The 24,788-nt window shown below is 69.1% G+C and carries 23 protein-coding genes; 15 read left to right on the forward strand and 8 right to left on the reverse strand.

The annotated features are described in order from the left end of the window. Positions 1-153 precede the first annotated feature (153 nt). The 4 genes from SLV14N_RS21380 to SLV14N_RS21395 all read left to right on the forward strand — a co-directional run bounded on the left by SLV14N_RS21380 (position 154) and on the right by SLV14N_RS21395 (position 3,437). Positions 154-312 (forward strand): hypothetical protein, encoded by a 159-nt coding sequence (locus SLV14N_RS21380; RefSeq protein ID WP_016573140.1) that lies wholly within the window; start codon positions 154-156, stop codon positions 310-312. A gap of 207 nt (positions 313-519) precedes the next feature. Continuing rightward, a complete protein-coding gene (gene dcd, locus SLV14N_RS21385) occupies positions 520-1,095 on the forward strand; it encodes a dCTP deaminase (protein WP_208682787.1) in 576 nt (191 codons plus the stop codon). Between the two features lie 84 nt (positions 1,096-1,179). Then, positions 1,180-1,677 carry a phosphoribosyltransferase gene (locus tag SLV14N_RS21390; protein ID WP_026170114.1) on the forward strand — a complete coding sequence of 166 codons (498 nt, stop codon included), beginning with the start codon at positions 1,180-1,182 and terminating at the stop codon, positions 1,675-1,677. Between the two features lie 275 nt (positions 1,678-1,952). Beyond that, entirely contained in the window at positions 1,953-3,437 is a 1,485-nt protein-coding gene (locus SLV14N_RS21395; RefSeq protein WP_272578543.1) for a ricin-type beta-trefoil lectin domain protein, read from the forward strand. Positions 3,438-3,526: 89 nt separating this feature from the next. Here the strand turns inward: SLV14N_RS21395 and SLV14N_RS21400 are convergent, their stop codons facing one another. From SLV14N_RS21400 to SLV14N_RS21415, 4 genes are all read right to left on the reverse strand, one after another. Beyond that, the gene (locus SLV14N_RS21400) at positions 3,527-4,471 is read right to left on the reverse strand and encodes a Yip1 family protein (RefSeq protein ID WP_263273235.1); all 945 of its coding nucleotides are present in this window, start codon (positions 4,469-4,471) and stop codon (positions 3,527-3,529) included. A 99-nt stretch (positions 4,472-4,570) separates the two neighbouring features. Then, a complete protein-coding gene (locus tag SLV14N_RS21405) occupies positions 4,571-5,134 on the reverse strand; it encodes a GNAT family N-acetyltransferase (protein ID WP_208682818.1) in 564 nt (187 codons plus the stop codon). Between the two features lie 72 nt (positions 5,135-5,206). Beyond that, complete coding sequence (locus tag SLV14N_RS21410; protein WP_263270647.1) at positions 5,207-6,526, reverse strand: VCBS repeat-containing protein; 1,320 nt, start codon at positions 6,524-6,526, stop codon at positions 5,207-5,209. Between the two features lie 167 nt (positions 6,527-6,693). Then, on the reverse strand, positions 6,694-8,976 hold the full coding sequence (locus SLV14N_RS21415; RefSeq protein WP_263270649.1) for a (Fe-S)-binding protein: 2,283 nt from the start codon (positions 8,974-8,976) through the stop codon (positions 6,694-6,696). A gap of 289 nt (positions 8,977-9,265) precedes the next feature. On the opposite strand from SLV14N_RS21415, the gene dnaK reads away from it, so the two are divergent. The 4 genes from dnaK to SLV14N_RS21435 are packed head-to-tail and all read left to right on the forward strand — an operon-like array spanning position 9,266 to position 13,444. After that, a complete protein-coding gene (gene dnaK / locus SLV14N_RS21420) occupies positions 9,266-11,122 on the forward strand; it encodes a molecular chaperone DnaK (RefSeq protein ID WP_208682824.1) in 1,857 nt (618 codons plus the stop codon). Beyond that, positions 11,119-11,769, forward strand: a complete 651-nt coding sequence (grpE, locus tag SLV14N_RS21425) for a nucleotide exchange factor GrpE (protein WP_093648156.1) — start codon at positions 11,119-11,121, stop codon at positions 11,767-11,769. The genes dnaK and grpE overlap by 4 nt, the downstream gene beginning before the upstream one ends. A gap of 45 nt (positions 11,770-11,814) precedes the next feature. Beyond that, entirely contained in the window at positions 11,815-12,990 is a 1,176-nt protein-coding gene (gene dnaJ, locus SLV14N_RS21430; RefSeq protein ID WP_263270652.1) for a molecular chaperone DnaJ, read from the forward strand. 1 nt (position 12,991) lies between these two features. Continuing rightward, on the forward strand, positions 12,992-13,444 hold the full coding sequence (locus SLV14N_RS21435) for a heat shock protein transcriptional repressor HspR (protein ID WP_018092399.1): 453 nt from the start codon (positions 12,992-12,994) through the stop codon (positions 13,442-13,444). A 100-nt stretch (positions 13,445-13,544) separates the two neighbouring features. Here SLV14N_RS21435 and SLV14N_RS21440 read toward each other — a convergent pair whose 3' ends face one another. The 3 genes from SLV14N_RS21440 to SLV14N_RS21450 all read right to left on the reverse strand — a co-directional run bounded on the left by SLV14N_RS21440 (position 13,545) and on the right by SLV14N_RS21450 (position 15,377). Next, positions 13,545-13,949, reverse strand: coding sequence for a hypothetical protein (locus SLV14N_RS21440; RefSeq protein WP_018092400.1), 405 nt, complete (start codon positions 13,947-13,949; stop codon positions 13,545-13,547). A gap of 418 nt (positions 13,950-14,367) precedes the next feature. Beyond that, positions 14,368-14,772: a pyridoxamine 5'-phosphate oxidase family protein gene (locus tag SLV14N_RS21445; protein ID WP_127151850.1), complete on the reverse strand. Its 405-nt coding sequence runs from the start codon at positions 14,770-14,772 to the stop codon at positions 14,368-14,370. Positions 14,773-14,801: 29 nt separating this feature from the next. Then, complete coding sequence (locus SLV14N_RS21450) at positions 14,802-15,377, reverse strand: Uma2 family endonuclease (RefSeq protein WP_263270655.1); 576 nt, start codon at positions 15,375-15,377, stop codon at positions 14,802-14,804. 249 nt (positions 15,378-15,626) lie between these two features. On the opposite strand from SLV14N_RS21450, the gene clpB reads away from it, so the two are divergent. The 6 genes from clpB to SLV14N_RS21480 all read left to right on the forward strand — a co-directional run bounded on the left by clpB (position 15,627) and on the right by SLV14N_RS21480 (position 22,068). Continuing rightward, on the forward strand, positions 15,627-18,257 hold the full coding sequence (gene clpB, locus SLV14N_RS21455) for an ATP-dependent chaperone ClpB (protein ID WP_208682827.1): 2,631 nt from the start codon (positions 15,627-15,629) through the stop codon (positions 18,255-18,257). 260 nt (positions 18,258-18,517) lie between these two features. Continuing rightward, a complete protein-coding gene (locus SLV14N_RS21460) occupies positions 18,518-19,054 on the forward strand; it encodes a YbjN domain-containing protein (protein ID WP_026170115.1) in 537 nt (178 codons plus the stop codon). Between the two features lie 263 nt (positions 19,055-19,317). Continuing rightward, on the forward strand, positions 19,318-19,914 hold the full coding sequence (locus SLV14N_RS21465; RefSeq protein WP_208682829.1) for a WXG100 family type VII secretion target: 597 nt from the start codon (positions 19,318-19,320) through the stop codon (positions 19,912-19,914). Next, positions 19,911-20,921, forward strand: a complete 1,011-nt coding sequence (locus SLV14N_RS21470) for a hypothetical protein (protein ID WP_263270658.1) — start codon at positions 19,911-19,913, stop codon at positions 20,919-20,921. Before SLV14N_RS21465 ends, SLV14N_RS21470 begins: the two co-directional genes overlap by 4 nt. Next, the gene (locus tag SLV14N_RS21475) at positions 20,918-21,268 is read left to right on the forward strand and encodes a hypothetical protein (protein WP_208682834.1); all 351 of its coding nucleotides are present in this window, start codon (positions 20,918-20,920) and stop codon (positions 21,266-21,268) included. The genes SLV14N_RS21470 and SLV14N_RS21475 overlap by 4 nt, the downstream gene beginning before the upstream one ends. Positions 21,269-21,351: 83 nt before the next feature. Further along, the gene (locus tag SLV14N_RS21480; RefSeq protein ID WP_208682835.1) at positions 21,352-22,068 is read left to right on the forward strand and encodes a hypothetical protein; all 717 of its coding nucleotides are present in this window, start codon (positions 21,352-21,354) and stop codon (positions 22,066-22,068) included. Positions 22,069-22,167: 99 nt separating this feature from the next. Here the strand turns inward: SLV14N_RS21480 and SLV14N_RS21485 are convergent, their stop codons facing one another. Further along, on the reverse strand, positions 22,168-23,346 hold the full coding sequence (locus SLV14N_RS21485; protein WP_263270660.1) for a pyridoxal phosphate-dependent aminotransferase: 1,179 nt from the start codon (positions 23,344-23,346) through the stop codon (positions 22,168-22,170). 793 nt (positions 23,347-24,139) lie between these two features. On the opposite strand from SLV14N_RS21485, the gene SLV14N_RS21490 reads away from it, so the two are divergent. Continuing rightward, positions 24,140-24,661 carry a DUF2617 family protein gene (locus SLV14N_RS21490; protein WP_263270662.1) on the forward strand — a complete coding sequence of 174 codons (522 nt, stop codon included), beginning with the start codon at positions 24,140-24,142 and terminating at the stop codon, positions 24,659-24,661. The last annotated feature ends 127 nt before the right edge of the window (positions 24,662-24,788 follow it).

The following is a 24,788-nucleotide window of genomic DNA, read 5'->3' on the forward strand; positions in this document are numbered from 1 at the left end:
AGCGGCCTCGGTGGGGTGTGGTTCGGGGTGGGATGTGGGTGCGGGGTGCGGGAGTTGGGGCGTACGGTTGGGCGTCGGAGTGCCGCGTGTGGTGGCGCCCAGTTCATCCCCTAATGTGGCTTTTGTTGTCCACGCAGTTGGGAGAGGGACTTGATGGAGCGCACCGTCGTACGTTGTGCCGAGGGCCACGTGTTCAGCACCGCTTCGTTCCCGATGCAGACCACCGACCGGCTCGGTCCCGGACGGCTGTTGCGCTGCCCGCGCTGTGCTCGGCTGCGGCACTCGGTGCCCGTCGAGCACGCCAAGCGGTAGCGGTCACGAGAAGCAAGCGATCAAGACAAGAGAAGTGTGGTGGCGATCAAGGAAGCCGCGGCACTTCGCTGAGAGCGGCAGCCGTGCCTCGTGAGAGAGGCGGCGGCCGGCAGTAGGACGAAGAGTGGGACGAGGCCCGGCTTCCCTGGTGGGGGGCCGGGCCCTCGTCGTGCGAGGGGGGTCGGGCGGGCGCGTATCCTCGTCTGCGTGCTTCTCTCAGACAAGGACATCCGGGCCGAGATCGATGCTGGTCGGGTGCGTATCGACCCCTACGAAGAGTCGATGGTGCAGCCGTCCAGCATCGACGTGCGGCTCGACCGCTATTTCCGGGTGTTCGAGAATCACCGCTATCCGCACATCGACCCCGCCATCGAGCAGTCCGACCTGACTCGTGAGGTCGTGCCCGAGGGCGATGAGGCGTTCATCCTGCACCCGGGCGAGTTCGTGCTGGCCTCGACGTATGAGGTCATCACGCTGCCGGATGATCTGGCGTCCCGGCTGGAGGGGAAGAGCTCGCTGGGGCGGCTGGGGCTGCTGACGCATTCGACCGCCGGGTTCATCGACCCGGGGTTCAGCGGGCATGTGACGCTGGAGCTGAGCAATGTCGCCACGCTGCCGATCAAGCTGTGGCCGGGCATGAAGATCGGGCAGCTGTGCATGTTCCGGCTGACCTCGCCGACCGAGCACCCGTATGGCAGTGAGAAGTACGGCTCCCGTTACCAGGGGCAGCGCGGTCCGACGCCGTCCCGTTCGTTCAAGAACTTCCACCGCACGCAGGTATGACACGGCCGCGTCGGTGTGGGGGGCGCGCTCTACAGGGCGGGCGCGTGGCAGAGCGTGTGGACACAGAAGGTCTGAGAGAGATACGTGAGTGACGTGCGGGAGAACCTGACGTACGAGCGGTTCGGCGGGGCGATCCGTGAGCTGGCGCAGACGATCGCCGATGACGGGTACGAGCCCGATGTCGTGCTGTCGATCGCCCGCGGCGGCGTCTTTGTCGCGGGGGGTCTGGCGTACGCGCTGGACTGCAAGAACATCCACCTGGTGAATGTGGAGTTCTACACCGGGGTGGGGACCACCCTGGAGATGCCGGTCATGCTGGCGCCGGTGCCGAACGTGATCGACTTCTCGGACAAGAAGGTGCTGATCGCCGATGACGTCGCCGACACCGGTAAGACGCTGAAGCTCGTGCACGACTTCTGCCAGGGGACGGTGGCCGAGGTCCGCAGCGCGGTGATCTATGAGAAGTCGCACTCGCTGGTGAAGTGCGAGTACGTGTGGAAGCGCACGGACGAGTGGATCAACTTCCCGTGGAGCGTCGAGCCGCCGGTGGTGCGGCGCGAGGGGCAGATTCTCGACGCCTGAGGTGACAGGGCCGGCCGATTGCCGCTCCCGGTAAGGGAGTTGGCGGTCGGCCGGCTTTTCGTTGTACCGCTTTCGGCCAATCCCGTTCCCGGTGTTCCGCTGTTGCCTACCTCCGAGTACAACCCGCGGTGACGGCAGACCGGAAGGGAGGCCCCATAGTGCGTGCGAGACGCGGGCGGTGGGCGTTACGTGGGCGGAGTACGGGATACGGGTTGCGGACGGGGCGCGGGCGGCGGCTGAGGACCGCCGTGGCGACCTCGACGGCGGCCCTGACCATGGTGTGCACCGTGGCGGCGGGTGGGGCGAGCGCCAGCCCCGGGGCCACGGGCGGCACGGCAGCGGCCGGCGCCACGGCCGCCAAGCCGCTGGCGCCCGAGCTGGAGAAGATCCGGGCCCGGGAGGCGGACCGGCTCTACGGGGATTCGGCCCAGCGGCCCCTCGGGGAGCGCAAGACCTCGTTGATCTCGCTGGGGGACAGTGAGATCTCGGGGGAGGGCGTCGGGACGTACGAGCCGGGGACGGACGGTCCGGACAACTGGTGTCACCGGTCGCCGGACTCGGCGATCCACCGGACCGGGATCGCGGCGGAGGTGACGTACAACGCCGCCTGCTCGGGCGCGGGAACCGGCAACATCGTGATCGGCGGCAGCAAGCAGTACGCCGACGAGCTGGTGCAGAGCGACAGCCTCGCCATCGCGGCCCGTAACACCCGGCTGAAGATGGTGCTCCTGGTGGCCGGTGCCAATGACGATCTGCAGTTCGGGCCGGTGATGACGGACTGTGTCACCCGCTGGTTCCTGCTGCAGGGCACCTGTGAGCCGAAGTACCAGCCGGGCTGGCAGGCACGGGTCGACGGGCTGGTGCCGAAGGTCGGGAAGACGGTCGGCGATCTGCGGACCGTGATGCGGGACGCCGGCTACGCGGACGGCGACTACCGGCTCGTGGTGATGTCGTATCCGAGCCCGATCGGGCCGGACGTCGAGGACAACCCGCGGTATCCGGGGAAGCTGCCGGGCGGCTGCACGGGCTACACCTCCGACGCGGGCTGGGGGCGCAATGCCGCCGTGCCGGCGTTCGAGAAGGGGGTGCGGAAGGCCGCGCGGGACTCCGGCGCGACCTATCTGGATGCCTCGCGGCTGTTCCACGGGCACGAGGTGTGCATGGAGGAGACCTGGGCCCGCGGGCTGTATGTGAACCTCTCCAACCCCTTCCCGCCGAACTCGAATTCGGTGCGGCAGTCCTTCCATCCCAACGCCCGCGGGCACGGCGCGTTCGCCTCGTGTCTGACCCAGCTGTACGCGTCGGGGCTGCGCGAGGCGGCCTGCGCCGATCCGGCGAGCACCGGGCAGCCGAAGCTGTACCCGGGGGCCTGGGACGACGCCTACCGGCCGCTGAAGAACGCCGGGACGGGGAGCTGTGTCGATGCGGCCGGGGGCGCCAGCCGTAATGGCACGGCGGTCGGCGGCTGGGACTGCCACGGGCAGCGCAACCAGGGCTGGTGGTACGACGCGGGGCAGCGGTCGCTGCATGTGGAGCTGACCCAGGACCGGTGCCTGGACGTGCCGGGCGCGCGGTACACGGCCGGGGCCGGGCTGGTGCTGTGGAACTGCTCGGGCGCGGCCAACCAGCAGTTCGTACGGGCCGACGGCGGCACGCTCCGGCCGGCCGCCGCGCCCTCGCTGTGCCTGACGCTGGCCGGGGCGAAGGAACCGCTGCGGCTGCAGGGGTGCGACGGGTCGGCCGGGCAGCGGTTCGCCTGAGGCCCGGAGGGAGCGAGCCCGGCATACGCAAGGGGCCCGCTCCGGAGCCGAGTGCTCCGGGGCGGGCCCCTTGCCGTGGCCGGTGCGGCCTACAGGGTGCCGAGCTTCACCAGGGCGAGCAGCGCGACCAGCTGGATCGCGGCGGCGCCGAGCGCCTTGGGCCACGGCAGGTCGTGCGACTTGCTGACCATGGAGGTGAGCAGATAGCCGGTGGCGAGCCAGGTCAGCCAGCCCAGGACCTGGACCAGCGTGCTGTCGCCGCCGAGGAACATCGCGAACAGCAGCCGGGGCGCGTCCGAGATCGTCATGATCAGCATGGCCAGGCCGATGGTCGGCTGCCAGGCACCGTCGCCGCCGAGCTGGCGGGCCATGGTGTGGGTGACCGCGCCCAGGATCAGGGCGCCGATGATGAACATCACCGCGGTGATACCTACCCACGGGATGATGTTGGAGAGGGTGGCGTTCAGCACATCCTCGCGGGCCTTGTCGAAGCCGAAGACCGCGAGCAGGCCGTAGACGAAGGTGACGATCAGCGCCGGGGCCCACGCCTGGTGGTCGCGCATCTGCCAGAACGTGGCGTCGGGGCGCAGCACGATGCCGGGGAGCAGCTGCTTCCAGTGCAGCCGGGGGCCGGCCGGGGGCGCGCTGGTCTGGCCGGCGCGGTAGGTGCCGCCCGCCCCGTACTGGTCGGAGCCGCCGTCGTACCGGCCGGCCGGTGCACCGTAGGCGTCCGGGGCGTCGCCGACGCTGAACTGCTGGGTGTGTCCAGGGTTGTTGTCGTTCGTATACGGTGCGTAGGACTGCTGCTGGGGCTCATAGCCACCGTCGCCGAAGTACTCGGGCTCGCCGTACTGCCCGTGCGGCTGCGGCTGCCCCTGCGGTCCGCCGCCGTACTGCTGCGGTGCCGGCTGCCATTGCCCAGGCGGCGAGGGGGGCTGCTGCCCGTACGGCCCTTGCTGCCCGTACGGAGCCTGCTGCCCCTGCTGCCCCTGCTGTCCGTTCTGCGCGGGGCGGGCATCCCGTCCGCGACCCATCCTGAATCCAGCCACGTACTCGAAAGTACCTGGTCCGCGTGGATTGGGTGGCGGAGCAGGGGGTTCGGGCCCCGGTTTGCTGCTGACCTGTGACATCCCCTAGGGGGTTCCCCGAGGGGGCCGGGGGCCGGGGTCCGGTGTCCAGCGGAGGGTGAGATCCGGCAGGTTCTCCATGTTGGCGCTGCCGTCGTTGGCCGCCACCACCCGGAAACCGTGGTGGGCGTAGAACGCCCTTGCATCGGTGTTGAGTTGGAAGACATGCAGGTACAGGCCGTCGGGGCGGATCCGTCGTGCCTCGGCGAGGAGGAGGGAGCCGATGCCGGTGCGCCGGACCTCCGGGCGGAGGTAGAGCTGTTCGAGCAGCTCGCCCTGCAGGGACGCATAGCCGAGGAGGACCGTGCCACGGACGGCGACGAGGGTGTGACACTGCGGCAGCACGATCTCCCGGATCCAGCGGGTGACCTCTTCGTGGGTACGGCGCTGGGGCGGCAGGTAGGGCATGGTGGCCTGCCGTGACGCCTGGTGGACGGCGGCGATCGCGGGGGCGTCGGTGGGGAGGGCGAGCCGGACCGTGACGGGCGGGGCGGGCGGCGTCTCGCGTGGGGCGGGGCGCACCAGGGCGCTCGGATCGTCGGCCGTGGCCCTGCCCGTGTCTGTGTTCATGGCGTCATGCTCGGATGTGTCCCGCGCCGGGACAAGTGTATTAGCCACCGGCCACAATTGGCTGGCGCACCGTCAGGGGGCTGTGAAATCCGCCGTGGTGAAGGAGTGGGCGGGCCGCGCGGCGAGTCCTGACGGACCGCCGGGCAGCACCGTCACCCTGTCGTGGGTGCGGTCGCGCTGTGTGAGGAGAACGAGGTCGGCGCGGTGGTCACCGTCGAAGTCGGCGAGGGCGAGAACCGTGGAGTGCGGGCGTCCGGAGCCGGGAAGGCGGGGCACGGGCAGGCGGCGGGCGGTCGTGGAGAGCCCGTTCGCGGTGCCGCTCAGCAGGGCGGGGCGGCTGCCGGCCACGACGAGGTCAGGGTTGCCGTCGTGGTCCACATCACCGGCGGCGAGGGTGGGGATCCGGCCCGTGCCGGTACGGATTCTGCCGGGGCGGCCGCCGACGGAGAGCAGACCACCGGTGTCGGCGGTGACGGAGGTCACCCCCCGCCCGGCCCCGGCGAAGCGGCCGAAGACCGTGGCGTAGCCGGGCGGGTAGGCGGCCGGGCCGGCACGGAGCGGGCCCCGGGGGCCGCCGAGGGCGAGCCGGCTGCGGGCGCGGCGGCCGGGGTCGGCGGCCCGTACGAGGAGGTCGTCGGTGCCGTCGTCGTCGATGTCGGACGACGACAGGGGTGCGGTGGTCGCGAGGGCGGTGCCGGGGATGTCGACCGGTGCGCCGGCCGCCTTCGGGGCGCCGGTGCGGGTGAACGGGCCCCGCAGATAGCTGATCCGGGGGCCGGAGGCGGTGACGGCCAGGTCGGGCGCGCCGTCGCCGTCGAAGTCGCCGCAGACCGGCTGGTCGGGCCATTCGTTGCCGAATCTCGCCCGGTCCGGGATGCGGAGTTTCACGGCACGGGCAGGGCCGAGGCCGTGCGGTGAGCCGAAGAGGAGCTGTACGGGGACGGGCGGGCGGCCGATGCCGTCGTAGGGCGGGTCGGTGGTGACGACCAGGTCGCTGAATCCGTCCCGGTCGAGATCGCAGACGGTCTCGGCGTCGAAGGACGCGGGGACGGTCCCTGCGGTGGGGGCGGCGTGGCGGGCCGGGGTGAGCAACTCCCGGGTGGCCAGGCCGAGTCCGTGCGCGGAGCCGTAGACGATGCCGATGCCCGGGTCGTCGTCATGGCCTCCGGACGGTGCGAGCAGGCTGTCGAGGACGAGGTCGGGGTGGCCGTCGCCGTTGAAGTCGGTGGCGGTCCGGCTGCCGTGGCCGGCGGGGACGGGGCGCGCCCGCGGCAGCGAGGAGGCGCGGTGGGGCGAGGAGGGACGTGCGTCGCCGGCGGGGGAGAGCAGACCGCAGGAGCTGAGGAGAAGAGCCAGCCCGAGCCCTGCCGTCGCGGCGATCCGTCTTCCCATGCCGTATCCACCCCACCCATAAGCCTGTTGTCGTGTCGCCGGCCGCGGCACCCGATGCTCTCCGGTGGCCCGCCGCCCCGCAATGGCCCCACCGGCCGTCCGGAAAGGCCGGCGGCCGGCCCCCTGTGAAAGGGACCGGCCGCCGGCCAACGTTCCTGCCCGTGCCGTTACTTCACCGGCTCGGGCTCCGGAGCGTCCTCCGGCTCCTCGTCGCCCGCCGGGTCGACGGGGGTCTTGACGGAGTCCAGCAGCAGCTGGGCCACGTCGACGACCTGGATGGATTCCTTCGCCTTGCCGTCGTTCTTCTTGCCGTTGACCGAGTCGGTCAGCATCACGAGGCAGAAGGGGCAGGCCGTCGACACGATGTCGGGGTTCAGCGACAGCGCCTCGTCGACCCGCTCGTTGTTGATGCGCTTGCCGATGCGCTCTTCCATCCACATCCGGGCACCGCCGGCGCCACAGCAGAAGCCGCGCTCCTTGTGGCGGTGCATCTCCTCGTTCCGCAGGCCCGGCACCTTGGCGATGATCTCGCGCGGCGGGGTGTAGACCTTGTTGTGGCGGCCCAGGTAGCAGGGGTCGTGGTAGGTGATCAGACCCTCGACCGGGGTGACGGGGGTGAGCTTGCCCTCGTCCACCAGGTGCTGGAGCAGCTGGGTGTGGTGGATGACCTCGTACTCGCCGCCCAGCTGGGGGTACTCGTTCGCGATCGTGTTGAAGCAGTGCGGGCAGGTCGCGACGATCTTCTTCGACGACTTCGGCTTCTTGGTCGACTCGTCCACCCCGCCGTCCTCGTTGAGGGACTCACCGAAGGCGGCGTTCAGCGTGGCGACGTTCTCGGCGCCGAGCTGCTGGAAGAGGAACTCGTTGCCCAGACGGCGCGGGGAGTCACCGGTGCACTTCTCGTCGCCGCCCATGATCGCGAACTTCACGCCCGCGATGTGCAGCAGCTCCGCGAAGGCCTTGGTGGTCTTCTTGGCGCGGTCCTCCAGGGCGCCGGCGCAGCCGACCCAGTAGAGGTACTCGACCTCGGTGAGGTCCTCGACGTCCTGGCCGACGACCGGAACCTCGAAGTCGACCTCCTTGGTCCAGGCCAGACGCTGCTTCTTGGCCAGGCCCCAGGGGTTGCCCTTCTTCTCCAGGTTCTTGAGCATCGTGCCCGCCTCGGACGGGAACGAGGACTCGATCATGACCTGGTAGCGGCGCATGTCGACGATGTGGTCGATGTGCTCGATGTCGACCGGGCACTGCTCGACACAGGCGCCGCAGGTGGTGCAGGACCACAGGACGTCCGGGTCGATGACGCCGTTCTCCTCCAGGGTGCCGATCAGCGGGCGCTCGGCCTCGGCCAGCGCGGACGCGGGGACGTCGGCGAGCTGCTCGGCGGTCGCCTGCTCCGTACCCTCCATGTCCTTGCCGCCGCCCGCGAGCAGATACGGCGCCTTGGCGTGTGCGTGGTCGCGCAGCGCCATGATCAGCAGCTTCGGCGACAGCGGCTTACCGGTGTTCCAGGCGGGGCACTGCGACTGGCAGCGGCCGCACTCGGTGCAGGTGGAGAAGTCGAGCAGGCCCTTCCAGGAGAAGTGCTCGACCTGGGAGACACCGAACTGGTCGTCCTCGCCCGGGTCCTCGAAGTCGATCGGCTTGCCCGCGCTGGTCATCGGCTGCAGGGCACCGAGGGCGACGTCGCCGTCCGCCTCGCGCTTGAACCAGATGTTGGGGAAGGCGAGGAAGCGGTGCCAGGCCACACCCATGTCGGTCTTGAGCGAGACCGTGATCATCCAGATGAAGGACGTCGCGATCTTGAGGGCGGCGAAGAAGTAGGTGAGGTTCTGCAGGGTGCCGAGGCTCATCCCCTTGAAGAACGCGACCAGGGGGTACGAGACGAAGAACGCCGGCTCGTAGTGGTCGACGCCGTGCTGGGCGCCCTCCAGGGCGTGCAGCGTCACGATGCAGATGCCGACGATGAGGATGACGGTCTCGACGAAGTACGCCTGGCCGGTGTTGGAGCCCGCGAAGCGGGACTTGCGGCCCGCGCCGCCGGGGCGGTTCAGCTGACGGATGACGATCAGGGCGAGGATGCCCACGGTCGTCATCGTGCCCATCGCCTCGACGAACATCTCCCACGGCAGCCAGCCGCCGATGACCGGGATCAGCCAGTCGGCCTGGAAGAGCTGGCCGATGGCGTTGACGATCGTCAGCAGCAGGGTGAAGAAGCCCACCGCCACGAACCAGTGCGCCACGCCGACGATGCCCCAGCGGTTCATGCGAGTGTGGCCGAGGAACTCCTTGGCCACCGTGACGGTCCGCTGGGCGGGAGCGTCGGTCCGGGTGCCTGCGGGCACCGGCTGGCCCAGTCGCATCTGGCGGTAGATCTGCAGGAGGGCGCGGCCGAACAGCGCCACGGCGACCGCGATGAGCACCAGCGACACGATGATCGCGGCGAGTTGCATGGGAGGCTCCTCGTACCTGCGAGAGCGGAAAACGGTGGGAACTACTAAGCGGTAACTTTTTGGGTCTGCCGCTGAGGTTACCCATTCTCCTCCGCCCCATGAAGCCGCCCGGCCGGTGATCTGCGTCGCGAAGGCAACCCTGTGTGGGGCCTCGGCGTCCTCCGGTGGAGGCCTGGTGACGGTAAGGGCGACATAAAAGTTGAGCGCCCCAGACTCAGGTCTGTTGACAGGTTTTCTTCGGTACTGCACTCTTGAGCCTGTTCCACTCAAGTCAGCTGGAGGAATTGAAATGGCACGTGCGGTCGGCATCGACCTGGGCACGACGAACTCCGTCGTCAGTGTTCTCGAAGGCGGTGAGCCCACCGTCATCACCAACGCCGAGGGCGCCAGGACCACGCCGTCCGTTGTCGCCTTCGCCAAGAACGGCGAGGTGCTGGTCGGCGAGGTCGCCAAGCGTCAGGCGGTCACCAACGTCGACAGGACCATCCGGTCGGTCAAGCGCCACATGGGCACCGACTGGAAGATCGACATCGACGGCAAGGGCTTCAACCCGCAGCAGATGAGCGCCTTCATCCTGCAGAAGCTCAAGCGCGACGCCGAGGCGTACCTGGGCGAGAAGGTCGTCGACGCGGTCATCACCGTTCCGGCCTACTTCAACGACTCCGAGCGCCAGGCCACCAAGGAGGCCGGTGAGATCGCGGGCCTCAACGTCCTGCGGATCGTCAACGAGCCCACCGCGGCCGCTCTGGCCTACGGCCTGGAGAAGGACGACCAGACCATTCTGGTCTTCGACCTCGGTGGCGGCACCTTCGACGTCTCGCTGCTGGAGATCGGTGACGGCGTCGTCGAGGTGAAGGCCACCAACGGTGACAACCACCTCGGTGGTGACGACTGGGACCAGCGCGTCGTCGACTACCTGGTCAAGCAGTTCCAGAACGGCCACGGCGTCGACCTGGCCAAGGACAAGATGGCCCTGCAGCGCCTGCGCGAGGCCGCTGAGAAGGCGAAGATCGAGCTGTCGTCCTCCACCGAGACGACGATCAACCTTCCCTACATCACCGCCTCCGCCGAGGGCCCGCTGCACCTGGACGAGAAGCTCACGCGCTCGCAGTTCCAGCAGCTCACCTCGGACCTCCTGGACCGCTGCAAGACCCCGTTCCACAACGTGATCAAGGACGCGGGTATCAACCTGTCCGAGATCGACCACGTGGTCCTGGTCGGCGGCTCCACCCGTATGCCCGCCGTCGCCGAGCTCGTCAAGGAGCTGACCGGCGGCAAGGACGCCAACAAGGGCGTCAACCCGGACGAGGTCGTCGCCATCGGCGCCACCCTCCAGGCCGGTGTGCTCAAGGGTGAGGTCAAGGACGTCCTCCTGCTGGACGTCACCCCGCTGTCCCTCGGTATCGAGACCAAGGGCGGCATCATGACCAAGCTCATCGAGCGCAACACCACGATCCCGACCAAGCGCTCCGAGATCTTCACGACGGCCGAGGACAACCAGCCGTCCGTGCAGATCCAGGTCTACCAGGGCGAGCGCGAGATCGCGGCGTACAACAAGAAGCTCGGGATGTTCGAGCTGACCGGTCTGCCGCCGGCCCCGCGCGGGGTCCCGCAGATCGAGGTCTCCTTCGACATCGACGCCAACGGCATCATGCACGTGACCGCGAAGGACCTGGGCACGGGCAAGGAGCAGAAGATGACCGTCACCGGCGGCTCCTCGCTGCCGAAGGACGAGGTCGACCGGATGCGCCAGGAGGCCGAGAAGTACGCGGACGAGGACCACGCCCGCCGCGAGGCCGCCGAGTCCCGTAACCAGGGCGAGCAGCTCGTCTACCAGACCGAGAAGTTCCTCAAGGACAACGAGGAGAAGGTTCCCGGCGAGGTCAAGACCGAGGTCGAGGAGGCCCTCACCGAGCTGAAGGAGAAGCTCAAGGGTGAGGACACCGCGGAGATCCGCACCGCCACCGAGAAGGTCGCGGCCGTCTCCCAGAAGCTGGGCCAGGCCATGTACGCCGACGCCCAGGGCGCGGAGGCCGCTGCGGGTGCCGAGGGCGCCGCTGACGGTGAGCAGGCCAAGGCCGAGGACGACGTCGTGGACGCCGAGATCGTCGACGACGAGAAGCCGAAGAAGGATGGTGCCGCGTGACGGAGGAGACCCCGGGCTTCGACGAGAAGCCCGACGTCCCCTCTGACGCCGCTTCCGAAGACGCGGCGCAGGCCGAGTCCGCCGACAAGGCGGGCTCGGCCCCGGCCGGGGACGTACCGGACGTAGCGCTCCAGGCGCAGCTGGACCAGGTACGCACGGCGCTCAACGAGCGCACTGCGGACCTCCAGCGGCTCCAGGCGGAGTACCAGAACTACCGCCGTCGGGTGGAGCGGGACCGGGTCACGGTCAAGGAGATCGCCGCGGCGAACCTCCTGTCCGAGCTCCTTCCCACCCTCGACGACGTCGGCCGCGCCCGCGAGCACGGCGAACTGGTCGGCGGCTTCAAGTCGGTGGCCGAATCGCTGGAGACCGTGGTCGCCAAGCTGGGACTGCAGCAGTTCGGCAAGGAGGGCGAGCCCTTCGACCCGACGATCCACGAGGCGCTGATGCACTCGTACGCACCGGATGTCACCGAGACCACGTGCGTGGCGATCCTGCAGCCCGGGTATCGCATCGGTGAACGAACGATCCGCCCCGCGCGGGTCGCCGTCGCCGAGCCGCAGCCCGGTGCGCAGAGCACCAAGTCCACCTCCGACGAGGACGCCAAGGCTTCGGACGAGGAGAGCGGTGGCCCGGAAGAGGGCTGACGTGAGGACAGAAACGAAAACCGTGCGGAAGGAGGGACGTCGGGGATGAGCACCAAGGACTTCGTCGAGAAGGACTACTACAAGGTCCTCGGCGTCCCGAAGGACGCCACCGAAGCGGAGATCAAGAAGGCGTACCGCAAGCTCGCCCGCGAGTTCCACCCGGACGCCAACAAGGGCGACGCCAAGGCCGAGGAGCGCTTCAAGGAGATCTCCGAGGCGAACGACGTCCTGGGCGACAGCAAGCGCCGCAAGGAGTACGACGAGGCGCGCACCCTGTTCGGCAACGGCGGCTACCGTCCGGGCCCCGGTGGAGGCGGCAGCTTCAACTTCGACCTGGGCGACCTCTTCGGGGGCGGCGGCCAGGGGCAGGGCGGCCAGGGCGGCGGCTTCGGCGGTGGCCTGGGCGACGTCTTCGGCGGCCTGTTCAACCGCGGCGGCGCCGGTACCCGTACCCATGCGCGCCGTGGCCAGGACATCGAGTCCGAGGTGACGCTCAGCTTCACCGAGGCGGTCGACGGGGCCACGGTCCCGCTGCGGATGTCCAGCCAGGCGCCGTGCAAGGCGTGCTCCGGCACCGGCGACAAGAACGGCACCCCGCGGGTCTGCCCGACCTGTGTCGGTACCGGCCAGGTCAGCCGGGGCGCGGGCGGCGGCTTCTCGCTCACCGACCCGTGCGCCGACTGCAAGGGCCGGGGCCTGATCGCCCAGGACGCCTGCGAGGTCTGCAAGGGCAGCGGGCGGGCGACCAGTGCCCGCACGATGCAGGTCCGTATCCCCGCGGGCGTCTCCGACGGGCAGCGGATCCGGCTGCGCGGCAAGGGCGCCCCGGGCGAGCAGGGCGGCCCGGCGGGCGATCTGTATGTGGTCGTGCATGTCGACGCCCACCCGGTCTTCGGCCGCAGGGGCGACAACCTCACCATCACGGTGCCGGTCACCTTCCCGGAGGCCGCGCTCGGCGGTGAGGTGAAGGTGCCGACGCTGGGCGGTCCGCCGGTGACGCTGAAGCTGCCGGCCGGCACCCCCAACGGACGCACCATGCGGGCCCGGGGCAAGGGCGCGGCCCGTAAGGACGGCACCCGCGGTGATCTGCTGGTCACCATCGAGGTGCTGGTCCCCGGTGACCTCAGCGACAAGGCGAAGGAGTCGCTGGAGTCCTATCGCGAGGCGACCGCGGGGCCGGACCCGCGGGCGGAGCTGTTCCAGGCCGCGAAGGGAGCTTGAGATGGACAGCCGGGGCGGGCAGCGTCGTAACCCCTATGAACTGACCGATGAGTCGCCGGTGTACGTCATCTCCGTCGCGGCTCAGCTCTCCGGCCTGCATCCGCAGACCCTTCGGCAGTACGACCGGTTGGGGCTGGTCTCGCCCGACCGCACGGCCGGGCGGGGCCGCCGCTATTCGGCCCGGGACATCGAACTGCTCCGTACGGTGCAGCAGTTGTCCCAGGACGAGGGCATCAACCTCGCCGGCATCAAGCGCATCATCGAGCTGGAGAACCAGGTCGCGGCCCTGCAGCAGCGGGTCATCGAGCTGCAGGGCGCCCTGGAGGGCGCGGCCAGCGCGATGCAGCAGCGGGAGGCGGCGGTGCATGCCTCCTATCGGCGCGATCTGGTGCCGTATCAGGATGTGCAGCAGGGCAGCGCGCTGGTGGTCTGGCGCCCCAAGCGGCCGGAGTGACCGGCCGCGGTGCGTACGCCCGTATGACGTGACGAAGGGCCGGGGTGACCCGGCCCTTCTCGCGTTTGCGTGCGCGGGCGGCGCCCCGGCCACGGCCCGCTCAGCAGCCGTTGTAGCCCGCCGTCGGCATCGACAGCCGCCGGTGCACATGCGACTTCATCGCCAGGGTGTAGACCGGCTCGTCGAGGTCGGCGGTCTCCAGGCGGACGCCGGCCGCGGCGCAGCGCGCGGTGAACTCGTCCGCGCCGTCGATGGCGTTCTCCAGCGCCCGGCGGTTGGGCGCCACGAACACATCGACCAGGCCCTCTTCGACATCACGCCACAGTGCGCTGTGGTCGGCGCGCAGCTGATGCAGGCTGAGCTGGCAGGTCAGGTGGTAGTCACGGGCCGCCGCCCACTGCTTGCACATGTCGTGCTGGCTGCGGTCATCGACCAGGAACGGATCCTCGTCCAGCTCGGACAGCGGCATCAGGCAGGCGATCGCCGTGACTCGGACCGAGTTCATCGTGCCCTCCGGGGCGTGGCGACTGTGGGGGCGACGATACCCCCGCGAGCGGCCCGTGGAGGAGGGGCTGTACCGGGCGGCGAGGCATAGCCGCAGGCGTGACAGATCTTCCAGCCGTCCTGATTGACGGCGAGCTGGCCGCCACAGCGCGGGCAGAGCTCGGCGTGCGGGTGCGGCCGGGTGGGGGACGGACGGCGCGGAACGGTCGTCACGATGCACAATGCCGACGCCATACGGCCTCCAGCTGCTGTCTTTTGCAGGGGACAGGTCCGATGTCGTCCGTGATTGCGCGGAGCTGTTCGGTTCCCGTCGCTCTTGAGTACCAGGTGGGTGGCCCGCGGCGGATCCGGAGGGACCGTTTCCGGCCAGCGGGCAGAAGGGGGCACCTCGGAGGGGGAGCGGGCTCGCGGGCCGGCGCTCAGGCCCGGCCCATCGCCTTGGTCACCGCGATCTCGATCATGACGCGGTCGGGGTTGGGCGTCGGCGTCCGGCCGTACCGCTCGGCGTACCGGCGCACCGCATCAGCCACCGACTCGGCGTCCGTACGCACCCGGGCCCGGCCCTCCAGCGTCGCCCAGCGCCCCTTGTCGACCTGGCACACGGCGACGGTGGCGCCGTCCGCCCCGGCGGCGAGGATGTTCTTGACCTTGGTGCTGTCCTTGCGGGTGATGATCCGCGCGATCCGCTGTCCGGCGTCGTAGGTGACGCCCACGGGAACCACATGGGGCGTCCCGTCCGTACGGAGAGTGGTGAGCGTCGGCATCAGATACTCGCCCCAGAAGGCGAGGTACTCCGGGCTGAGGGCGCTGAGGTCATGGGCCATGGGGGCCAGAGTAGTTCGGGGCCCGGAATTCAGAGGAAGTCGGTGGTCTCCAGGTCGAAGGAGAAGGGGGCGGGGAGGGGGAGGGGTTTGCCGATGGGGGTGGTGTTGTGCCCTGCGTAGTCGTCCCCGGAGGGGTCGCTGAACAGCGTGATCGTGGCCTTGCTGCGGTCCACGAGCAGGTAGAGCGGGATGCCGGCGCGGGCGTAGCAGTGGCGTTTGATGATGCGGTCGTGCTCTGGCTTGCTCGACGTCACTTCCACGACCAGGGCGATGCCTTCGCTGGGCATCCAGGGCTCGGCATCCAGGAACAGATCCAGTTCGGTGGGCGCGAAGGTGGCATCGGGGATCACGTGGTTCTTACGGTCACTGGGGTGAAGCAGGAGTCCCTTGCCTCCGGAGACGTCCATATCGGTCACGGACTTCGCCAGGATCTGTTTGGTCAGTCGGCTGAAGAAACGCTCGTGGTTCCCATCCGTCGGCGGCGTCACGATGATCTCCCCCTCGATCAGCTCGGCCCGGAAGCCCTCAGGGGTATCCAGGGCGAGGAAGTAATCCAGGAGGGTCTCTTGGTCCGTCGCCATCGGCTCGTGTGCCATAGCCGTCATGCTGCACCTCCTTGTGGTCGAAGGCCAGTGTTGCCGGGTGACGCGGACGGTGACGGTGCGTTCGTCCCCGATTCGCTCGCACGAGTGAGCGAGGAAGGGGCGGGGCGGCTCCCCAAACCAACCTTGAGTGGAATAGACTCAACTTATCGCATGTTGGTATGAGCAGGATGTGCCGGATCGGGCGGCCCTGGCTGGGTCCAGACTGGGCAACAAGGCCGTGCAGGACGAGTCGAGGAGGATCGCGAGGACGTGGACGCCGAGCTGACCAACAAGAGCCGGGAGGCGCTGAGCGCCGCCAATGAGCGGGCGGTCACCGCCGGGCATGCGGACATGACGTCCGCGCATCTCCTGCTCGCGCTGCTGGCCGGGCAGGACAACGAGAACATCATGGACCTGCTGGCCGCCGTCGAGGCGGACGCCGCCGCGCTGCGCAACGGGGCCGAGCGCCAGCTGGCCGCGCTGCCCAGCGTGCAGGGCTCGACCGTCGCGCCGCCGCAGCCCGACCGCGATCTGCTCTCCGCCATCGCGGACGCCACCCAGCGCGCCAAGGAGCTCGGTGACGCCTATGTCTCCACCGAGCACCTCCTCATCGGTATCGCCGCCAAGGGCGGGCGCACCGGCGAGCTGCTGGAGCAGCAGGGCGCCGGTGCCAAGAAGCTGCTGGCCGCGTTCGAGGCGAACCGGGGCGGGCAGCGGGTGACCAACGCCGACCCGGAGGGCACGTACAAGGCGCTGGAGAAGTTCGGTACGGACTTCACCGCGGCCGCCCGTGAGGGCAAGCTCGACCCGGTCATCGGCCGGGACCACGAGATCCGCCGGGTGGTGCAGGTGCTGTCCCGCCGGACGAAGAACAACCCCGTGCTGATCGGCGAGCCGGGCGTCGGCAAGACCGCCGTCGTCGAGGGGCTGGCACAGCGGATCGTCAAGGGCGATGTGCCCGAGTCGCTGCGCAACAAGCGGCTGGTCGCGCTCGACCTGGGGGCGATGGTCGCGGGCGCCAAGTACCGCGGTGAGTTCGAGGAGCGGCTGAAGACCGTCCTGGCGGAGATCAAGTCCAGCGAGGGCCAGATCATCACCTTCATCGACGAGCTGCACACCGTCGTGGGCGCGGGCGCCGGCGGCGACTCGTCCATGGACGCGGGCAACATGCTCAAGCCGATGCTGGCCCGCGGTGAGCTGCGGATGGTCGGCGCGACGACGCTCGACGAGTACCGCGAGCGGATCGAGAAGGACCCGGCGCTGGAGCGGCGCTTCCAGCAGGTGCTGGTCGCCGAGCCGACCGTCGAGGACACGGTGGCGATCCTGCGCGGCCTCAAGGGCCGCTACGAGGCCCACCACAAGGTGCAGATCGCGGACTCCGCGCTGGTCGCCGCCGCCTCCCTCTCCGACCGCTACATCACCTCCCGTTTCCTGCCCGACAAGGCCATCGACCTGGTCGACGAGGCCGCGTCCCGCCTCCGTATGGAGATCGACTCCTCCCCGGTGGAGATCGACGAGCTCCAGCGCGCCGTGGACCGGCTCAAAATGGAGGAGCTGGCGCTGCGGAACGAGACCGACGCCGGATCCGTCCAGCGGCTGGAGAAGCTGCGCAAGGACCTCGCCGACAAGGAGGAGGAGCTGCGCGGCCTGACCGCCCGCTGGGAGAAGGAGAAGCAGAGCCTCAACCGCGTCGGTGCGCTCAAGGAGCGGCTCGACGAGCTGCGCGGACAGGCGGAGCGCGCCCAGCGCGACGGCGACTTCGACAGCGCCTCCAAGCTGCTCTACGGCGAGATCCCGGGGGTGGAGCGGGAGCTGGAGGAAGCGGCCGCCGCCGAGGCCGAGCAGGAGGCGTCCAAGGAGTCCATGGTCAAGGAGGAGGTCGGGCCGGACGACATCGCGGATGTGGTCGGTGCCTGGACCGGTATCCCGGCCGGCCGCCTCCTGGAGGGCGAGACCCAGAAGCTGCTGCGCATGGAGGAGGAGCTCGGCAAGCGGCTGATCGGCCAGACCGAGGCCGTACGGTCGGTGTCGGACGCCGTACGCCGCACCCGCGCGGGTATCGCCGACCCGGACCGCCCCACCGGCTCGTTCCTCTTCCTCGGCCCGACCGGCGTCGGCAAGACCGAGCTGGCCAAGGCGCTCGCGGACTTCCTCTTCGACGACGAGCGGGCGATGGTCCGTATCGACATGTCGGAGTACAGCGAGAAGCACAGCGTCGCGCGGCTGGTCGGCGCGCCGCCCGGCTACGTCGGCTACGAGGAGGGCGGCCAGCTGACGGAGGCGGTCCGCCGCCGCCCGTACTCCGTCGTCCTGCTGGACGAGGTGGAGAAGGCCCACCACGAGGTCTTCGACATCCTGCTGCAGGTCCTCGACGACGGCCGGCTCACGGACGGCCAGGGCCGCACGGTCGACTTCCGCAACACCATCCTCATCCTGACCTCCAACCTCGGCTCCACCTTCCTGATGGACCCGCTGCTCAAGGAGGACCAGAAGCGGGAGAAGGTGCTGGAGACGGTCCGCGCGTCCTTCCGGCCCGAGTTCCTCAACCGGCTCGACGACGTGGTGGTCTTCCACCCGCTCGGTACGGACCAGCTGCAGCGGATCGCCCGCATCCAGCTCGACCATCTGCAGCGCCGCCTCGGCGACCGCCGGCTGACGCTGGACGTCACCGACCGCGCCCTGACCTGGCTCGCCTGGCTCGGCCAGGAACCGGTCGTCGACGCCCCCGCCCCGGACATGTCCTACGGCGCCCGGCCGCTGCGCCGCCTGGTCCAGACGGCCATCGGCGACCAGCTCGCCCGCGCCATCCTGGCGGGCGAGGTGCTGGAGGGCGACACCGTGCGGGTGGACGTGGACGGCGACCAGCTGTCGGTGGAGGCGGCCGGGCGGCCGGCGGGCTGACCGGCGGGGGCCGGGGGTCTGGTGTCGGGTGCCTGGGTCCGGGGCGTCCGGTGCCGTGACCGGGGCGCCTGAGGCCGGGGCGTCCGGGACGGCCGGCCGGCGGGGGCCGCGGCCCCGGGCCGGGCCGCGGCCCCGGGTACCCGTCCGGCCCGCCGATCGTTGCCCAGGGCGACGCCTTGCCCGCATCCGCTCCGTCCGGGTTGCCACGACGGGGCGGATGTGGGGGAGGATGGCAGGGACCATACGAAGGGAATTCCACGGTGAGCATCGACCCGTCCTCGATTCCGAATTTCGGGGGCCAGCCCGAACCCGAGCCGTCGGGGCCTGATGGTCCCGTCGTGCCAGACCAGGACCTGGTCAAGCAGCTCCTCGACCAGATGGAGCTGAAGTACGTAGTCGACGAGGAGGGTGACCTCGCCGCCCCGTGGGAGCAGTTCCGCACGTACTTCATGTTCCGGGGCGAGGAGGAGCAGCAGATCTTCTCCGTCCGCACGTTCTACGACCGTCCCCACGGCATCGATGAGAAGTCGAAGCTGCTGGAGGCGATCGACGACTGGAACCGCCGGACGCTGTGGCCCAAGGCCTACACCCACACCCATGACGACGGCACGGTCCGTCTGATCGGTGAAGCATCGATGCTGATCGGCACCGGTGTCTCGCTCGAACACTTTGTGTCGAGCACGGTCAGCTGGGTCCGCGCCTCCATCGAATTCGACAAGTGGATCGTCGAGCAGCTCGGCCTGGAGGCCGAGATCGAAGGCGACTCCGACAAGAAGCAGGGTGACGACGAGGCCTGAGCCCGTCCGTCCCACACCCACCCCGCTGCGCGGGCCCCGGAACTCATGTCTCCGGGGCCCGCGTCTGTTTGTGGCGGGGGCGCGGCCGATGGCGGTCGGCCGGGGCGGTAGGCACCGGGGCGCGGCGCGCACTCCCGCTCTGTAAGCGATTCCACGTCCGACTGACCTTGATCATGTTCTGTTGCGTGTGGAACCGTTCTTGTCACATTGCTCGTCCGTACATGCGGAGTTGAGCGGGCGCGGAGCCAAGGGGGAGGCCGGCGTTGTCCATCGAACTGCCTGGTGAAGTCGTCTGGATCATGGAGCTGATGGGCCTGGAATGGCCCGACATCGACGAGGACGAACTGCGGGCGTGGGCCGGCCACGTACGGGAATTCGGCCAGAACCTCGCGGAGGGGCACAGTGGGCTGGACTCCACGCTGAAAGGACTCGCGGACGCCTACGAGGGTGCCTCCTACGACGCACTGCTCAGCCGCTGGAATCAGGTATCCGGTGAGCACCATACGGCCCTGACCAATTGCTGCGAAGTCCTGGCCACGGCACTGGAGGTCGCGGCCACCGGTGTGGTCGTCGCCAAGGGTGTGGTCATCGCCCAACTGGTCATCACCGCGGTCGAGATGGCGGCCGCGGCAGCCGCCACCGTAGCCACGCTCGGCATCGCCGCGGCCGCCGAGGCGGCAGCCATCGAGATCGGCAGACGCATCATCAGAGAGGTCATCCAGGAAATCGAGGACGTCCTCATCGCCGAACTCGTCTCCATGGCGGTCGAGCCCTTCCAGGCCGAAATCGAAAAAGCCGTCTCCGGCCTTGTTTTCAAGGGCGTTGACGCTGCGCTGGGCGCTGCGGGGGGTGCCGCATGAGCAAGGGGTTCAAGGCGCACCCCGACCGCTTGGCGAAGGCGGCCAAGGAAGCTCACGGGCATGCGGAGAAGGTGGAGCACCACGGCAGCAATCTGGACTCCAAAACGCGCGGAAAACTGCTCGGCAAGGGCAGATTCGGGATGATTGTGCAGAAGGCGGTCCGCCCGATCATCGACTCCATGATCACGGACATGTCCAAGGCCATGGCCAGGGGGCACCGGTCGATCGGGCACGGGCTGGACATCACCAAGAAGAACATCGACGACGCCGAAGAGGCGATTCGCAAGGACCTGCGGCGTCACCAGGACGAGCGGGACGCGGTTCACCTGAAGCTCGGCCAGCGGGTGCTTGGCGAGGACGACCTGCGGGACAAGCACAGGAAACGCGTCGCGGAGCGCGTCGATGGCCTCCGCCGGGAGGGGCACGGTCCGCAGCGGCATCTCGATCCGACCGATGACATGCTGAAGGAACGACTGGGTAAGCCGACCGGGCCCGTGGACGCCAACGGCGATCCGCTCAAGGATGCCGACGGTAATCCCCGCTACCACTACCAAGACGGCTATGTGCAGACCAAGGAGAAGATCGACCCGGCGCATGGACCGAACGCCAAGGAGCGGTTGGGGGAAAATGCGTACATGGACGCGGAGGACATGAATCGCAAGCATAAGTGCGATTCCTTCTCCACTGCCTTCAACCGCGATCAGGACGAAGCGTTCATGCATGCCGACATCCATGGCCGTAGCAAGCTTGATCCCCATGACCAGGAGCGGCAGTACATTCGCTTTCAGCCCGAGGAGGCTTGGGGGCCCGGGGGAGATCATCACGAGCGTTTTCGCGGTTTCTATGTCGACCCGGAGAGCCCGGTGGACCAGGCGAGCGGAAGCATTAACTACAAGCCGGTCGACTTTCGAGGATCCGGGCTCCTGGCGATCTATGATCCGGATGGCAACGGCGGACACAAGCTTGTGACAATGTATCCGGAGCCACAGAGGGACAGGAATACATGAGATACCGAGGAGAAGGTATTCCGCATTTTGCGACGGATACGGATATCTGTACATTCTTTGAAGTCGCACTCGGTGTCGAATGGATCGACGACATCGACAAGATGAAGGGGAAGGCGAAGCGAGACACGCCCTTCGCCCGGCATCTACACGAAGCATTGGAGTATCTTCTCCGAGAACACCCGGTCACCGCGGAGCAATGGGGCCAGCTGACCCACGTCTTCTTCTACGAAGACGACCGTCTGTACGCTTACCTGCAGGATCTCTACGACTACTTCTACGGCGACCGTAAGGAGCCGCCGGTGGCCCCGGACCCGGAGGCTCCGCCGCCGGAGAAGTACTGGACGTAACGGCGGCCCGGTGCGCCGCCGGGCCATACGAAGACGATCCCCCCCCGCGTGCCACCCACCTTCACGGACGGAGTCCCACCCCCATGTCGATCCGCGACGAGCTGCCGCCCCGTACCGGCCCGTGGGCGAGCCGTTTCGACACCGAGGAGGCCATGGTCCAAGCGGACGACGCCCTGCGTGAGGCGGCGCTGAAGCATCACGACCTCTCGCCGATTCTGCCGTTCGAGGCGGTTTACGGAGAGGGCGAGGAATGCGGGGGAAAGGCCACGGCAATCACGATCGATCCCAGGCAGCCGTACGGCCCCAGCGGTGAAGTGAACTACGTTTATGCGGACTTCTCGACGCGCGGTCTGCTGTACGGGGTGTACCGCCCGGTGCAGGATCTGGAGAGCGAGGATGGGCCGGAGAACGCGGCCGACCTGCGGAACACCACGCTCTACCCGTACCCGGGCGGCTACGAGGAAATCGACCCGGTTACCGCCCCACTGGCCGACCTGGGGCTGGACGTACCCGGCATCGACCGCCGCTTCGTGCATTTCTGTGCCGCAATTCTCGGCGTCGAAGCGGTCGACGATCTCGGCATGCTGCGGGAGACGTTTGACCTGGCCTGGCCCGACTATCAGGAAGGGATTCGCGCGGGCCTGATGCATCTGGTGACGAATGAGCCGCTGACGGTGGAGCAGTGGTTCGGGCTGACGTATGTGAAATTCCCCGACGGGCGGGAGCTGCGGGCCTATCTCGCGCAGGTCTACGCCTACCTCTTCGACGATTTCGAGGCCATGCCGGTCGCCCCTCAGTAGGAACGTGGTGGCTGCTTCTGCGGCGCACGCAAGGAGGCTGTCGGTGCCGGCTGCTCCGACGGTGCGCCGCAGAAGAGCGAGACACGGCCCGCGGCCAGGTCAGAGCTTCTGCAGCCGTTCCGCCGCCTCCCGGAGTACTGCCTCCTGCTTGCAGAAGGCGAAGCGGACGTAGGGGGCGCCCTGGGTCTTGTGGTCGTAGAAGACGGCGTTGGGGATGGCGACGACGCCTACGCGTTCGGGGAGGGCGCGGCAGAAGGCGAAGCCGTCGTCGTGGCCGAGGGGGCGGATGTCGGTGGTGATGAAGTAGGTGCCGGCGGGGCGGAAGACCTGGAAGCCGGCCGCGGTGAGCCCGGTGGCCAGGACGTCGCGCTTGGCGCGCAGGTCGTTGCGCAGTTCCGCGAAGTAGCTGTCGGGCAGGGCGAGTGCCTCGGCGACGGCGTACTGGAAGGGGCCCGCGGAGACATAGGTGAGGAACTGCTTGGCCGAGCGGACGGCGCCGACCAGCTCCGCGGGGGCGGTGACCCAGCCGACCTTCCAGCCGGTGAACGAGAAGGTCTTGCCGGCCGAGCCGATGGTGACGGTGCGCTCGCGCATCCCGGGGAACGAGGCGAGGGGGAGGTGCTCGCCCTCGAACACGAGGTGTTCGTAGACCTCGTCGGTGATGACGAGGAGGTTGTGCTCGCAGGCGAGGCGGGCGATCTCGGCGAGCTCCTCGCGGGACAGCACCGTGCCGGTGGGGTTGTGCGGGGTGTTGAGGAGGATCAGGCGGGTGCTGCCGGTGATGGCATCGCGCAGTTCGTCCAGGTCGAGGCGGTAGGTGCCGGACTCCGGGTCCGCGCGCAGGGTCACCGGGACGCGGCGGCCGCCCGCCAGCGCGATACCGGCGGCGTAGGAGTCGTAGTAGGGCTCCAGCGCGATGACCTCGTCGCCCGGCTCCAGCAGCGCCAGCAGAGAGGCCGCGAGGGCTTCGGTGGCGCCCGCGGTGATCAGGACCTCGGTGTCGGGGTCGTAGGAGAGTCCGAGGTGGCCGTAGAAGCGCTGCTGGTGGGCGGCGACGGCGGTGCGCAGTTCGGGGATGCCGGGGCCGGGCGGGTACTGATTGCCGCGGCCGTCGCGCAGGGCACGCACCGCCGCCTCCCTGACTTCTTCCGGCCCGTCGGCGTCGGGGAAGCCCTGGCCGAGGTTGATGGAGCCGGTCCGGACGGCGAGTGCCGACATTTCGGCGAAGATCGTGGTGCCGAATTCGGCGAGGCGGCGGTTGAGCAGCGGTCGGTCCATGGGCGCCATCCTCCGCCGAACCTCTGGACTTCCTCAACTGTGCTTTGAGACGCCGGGGCCGGGGCATCAGCCCCGCACAAAGGAATGAGACGGCCGTCGACGAGGACGGTCCACGGCACCGGACGGTGCCGGAGCGGCGCACAGGGCGCCGGACGGAGCGGGTGCCTCGCTTCGGGGGAACGAAAGGAGTGTGAGGCAAATGGGGATTGTGGTTTTCGTGGTGATCTGCGCGGGGGTGATCGGCCTGGTTGCCCTGGCCTCGCGGAGCGGGTCGGGCACGGGGCGCGGAGGGGGCTCCGGCGGTTCCGGTGGCGGCGGCTGGTGGGCCGGCGGTGACGGAGGTTCGGGCGGCGGATGCGGCGGCGGTTCCTCCTGTGGTGGCGGTTCTTCCTGTGGTGGCGGCGGTGGCGGAGGCGGCGGCTGCGGTGGCGGCGGAGGCGGCGGCAGCTGAGCCGACGGGCTGCTGAGCCGACGGTGCTCCGCGCCAACTCCATATGTGCGGATGGCTAGTTGCTTGTCGCATATGCGCCCGGAGGGTGCTGGTCGAAAGGCCAACACCCGCCGGGCGCTTGGTCGTTGAACAACTGAACTGCAAGGCCCCCGAGCGGATGGAAACCCGGAGAAGATGGGTAAAAGCGCTGTGGGCGACGGGGCTTTCATGATTCCCTCTCCCCAGAGAATCCCCCACGTTCTCCGACCCCACGTGGGCACGAGCCGGCAGGCAGTCGTACATCCCTGATCCTTTTCGGGCGGGCCGGCCCACCATTCCACTGCGTGCTTGCGGAGCCGACCCATGCTCACCTCTTTGACGACGGCGTACACCGATACCCGTGCCTCCGACCTGGCCTGGGCGCTGGGCAGGGAACCCCTGCCCGCCCTCGCCGTACTCGATCTCCAACTCCAGGACGCCCAGGTGCAGTTGAGGCTCCTCGGCGCCTCTCACCAGGTGCTCCTCGAGGAGGAGAACGGCACCTGCTCCGAAACGGTCGCCTGTATGCCGGGCAGCAGCACACCGCTGCCGCTCGGGGTGGCGAAGCGGCTGGGGGACTGGGAGTACGAATTCGCCGCCCATGTGGAGACCCTCTCGCGCGGCTCGTTCGCCGGCCGTGCGCAGGAGTTGCTCGCGCTGGTGGCCGAGCATCCGCACGGTCTCGCCGGTACGTTCCCCGGCTCGCCGCACGCCTTCACCGCGATGCTGGCGCAGCGTCAGCAGGGGCAGGTGCGCTGGCGGACCTGGCACGCGTATCCGCAGGAGGGCCGCCTGGTGGCCACCCGTACCCGGGTGGGCGTACGGGCGAGGGCCGCGGCGGTCTAGCGGGGGCCGGACGATAGTGACCGGTCCGGTCGACTGGAGGGCGCTGGGGAGTGCGTGGTGCGAGGGGCGCGCAGGCTGTGCGCCGGGGGCGTGGAGTTTCAGGAGGGCGCGGATGGCGGGGAGTGCG

This window comes from Streptomyces sp. Je 1-4 4N24, from assembly GCF_026239515.1.
Classification (GTDB): domain Bacteria; phylum Actinomycetota; class Actinomycetes; order Streptomycetales; family Streptomycetaceae; genus Streptomyces; species Streptomyces nigrescens.

Bases quoted from the DNA above. Each gene is read 5' to 3' on its own strand.
- SLV14N_RS21400 (WP_263273235.1), bottom strand. From the start codon at position 4,471: ATGGGTCGCGGACGGGATGCCCGCCCCGCGCAGAACGGACAGCAGGGG.
- SLV14N_RS21450 (WP_263270655.1), bottom strand. From the start codon at position 15,377: ATGACGGCTATGGCACACGAGCCGATGGCGACGGACCAAGAGACCCTC.
- SLV14N_RS21395 (WP_272578543.1), top strand. From the start codon at position 1,953: ATGGTGTGCACCGTGGCGGCGGGTGGGGCGAGCGCCAGCCCCGGGGCC.
- SLV14N_RS21435 (WP_018092399.1), top strand. From the start codon at position 12,992: ATGGACAGCCGGGGCGGGCAGCGTCGTAACCCCTATGAACTGACCGAT.
- dnaJ (WP_263270652.1), top strand. From the start codon at position 11,815: ATGAGCACCAAGGACTTCGTCGAGAAGGACTACTACAAGGTCCTCGGC.
- SLV14N_RS21490 (WP_263270662.1), top strand. From the start codon at position 24,140: ATGCTCACCTCTTTGACGACGGCGTACACCGATACCCGTGCCTCCGAC.
- SLV14N_RS21410 (WP_263270647.1), bottom strand. From the start codon at position 6,526: ATGGGAAGACGGATCGCCGCGACGGCAGGGCTCGGGCTGGCTCTTCTC.
- dnaK (WP_208682824.1), top strand. From the start codon at position 9,266: ATGGCACGTGCGGTCGGCATCGACCTGGGCACGACGAACTCCGTCGTC.
- SLV14N_RS21415 (WP_263270649.1), bottom strand. From the start codon at position 8,976: ATGCAACTCGCCGCGATCATCGTGTCGCTGGTGCTCATCGCGGTCGCC.
- SLV14N_RS21445 (WP_127151850.1), bottom strand. From the start codon at position 14,772: ATGGCCCATGACCTCAGCGCCCTCAGCCCGGAGTACCTCGCCTTCTGG.
- SLV14N_RS21470 (WP_263270658.1), top strand. From the start codon at position 19,911: ATGAGCAAGGGGTTCAAGGCGCACCCCGACCGCTTGGCGAAGGCGGCC.
- SLV14N_RS21405 (WP_208682818.1), bottom strand. From the start codon at position 5,134: ATGAACACAGACACGGGCAGGGCCACGGCCGACGATCCGAGCGCCCTG.
- SLV14N_RS21475 (WP_208682834.1), top strand. From the start codon at position 20,918: ATGAGATACCGAGGAGAAGGTATTCCGCATTTTGCGACGGATACGGAT.
- SLV14N_RS21380 (WP_016573140.1), top strand. From the start codon at position 154: ATGGAGCGCACCGTCGTACGTTGTGCCGAGGGCCACGTGTTCAGCACC.
- SLV14N_RS21480 (WP_208682835.1), top strand. From the start codon at position 21,352: ATGTCGATCCGCGACGAGCTGCCGCCCCGTACCGGCCCGTGGGCGAGC.
- SLV14N_RS21440 (WP_018092400.1), bottom strand. From the start codon at position 13,949: ATGAACTCGGTCCGAGTCACGGCGATCGCCTGCCTGATGCCGCTGTCC.
- SLV14N_RS21485 (WP_263270660.1), bottom strand. From the start codon at position 23,346: ATGGACCGACCGCTGCTCAACCGCCGCCTCGCCGAATTCGGCACCACG.